This window comes from Seonamhaeicola marinus, from assembly GCF_008085455.1.
Map to the genome: position 1 here is coordinate 1 of NZ_VSDQ01000269.1, position 518 is coordinate 518.

The following is a 518-nucleotide window of genomic DNA, read 5'->3' on the forward strand; positions in this document are numbered from 1 at the left end:
TTAGGTAATGATATGAATCCTGAAAAAATAGGTGTGCTAATTAATAGTTTACAAAATGCAGATTTTGATGGTGCACAAATTGAAAATATTATGAATTTTTTCAAGTAGGTAATCTAGCTTGAAAAACAAAAAAGGTTTACCAAATTAGGTAAACCTTTTTTTATTCTTTTTTATGTAATTGTTCATCGTCTTTTTTAACAAAAGATTTTGCGGTTATTAAATTAAGTACAATGGCTAAAAATGCTAAGGTTAATAAAGTTAAAACAATAAAATTATTAAGCGCATCTAGCATGCCAGCAACAAAAAAAACTACAGCAATAAATCCGCATAGTAGTATTGATTGTTTGTCGCTTAGCATAAATTAAATATTAAATTCCCGTATAGTTACTTGGTGTAATACGTTTTAATTCGTCTTTTATTGTATTGTTTACCTCTAAAGTATCAATAAAATTTGAAATAGAGTCTTTATTTATAGCTTCATTTGTTCTTGTTAAACCTTTTAAAGCTTCATAAGGGTT

General features: G+C 26.3%; 1 protein-coding gene and 1 pseudogene. Both read right to left on the minus strand.

Annotated features, from left to right (window positions below):
- Nucleotides 1-160: 160 nt before the first annotated feature.
- Nucleotides 161-358 carry a hypothetical protein gene (locus tag FUA24_RS03900; RefSeq protein WP_147135991.1) on the minus strand — a complete coding sequence of 66 codons (198 nt, stop codon included), beginning with the start codon at nucleotides 356-358 and terminating at the stop codon, nucleotides 161-163.
- A 10-nt stretch (nucleotides 359-368) separates the two neighbouring features.
- Nucleotides 369-518 (minus strand): annotated as a pseudogene (locus FUA24_RS03905) (adenylosuccinate lyase); the annotation flags it as partial.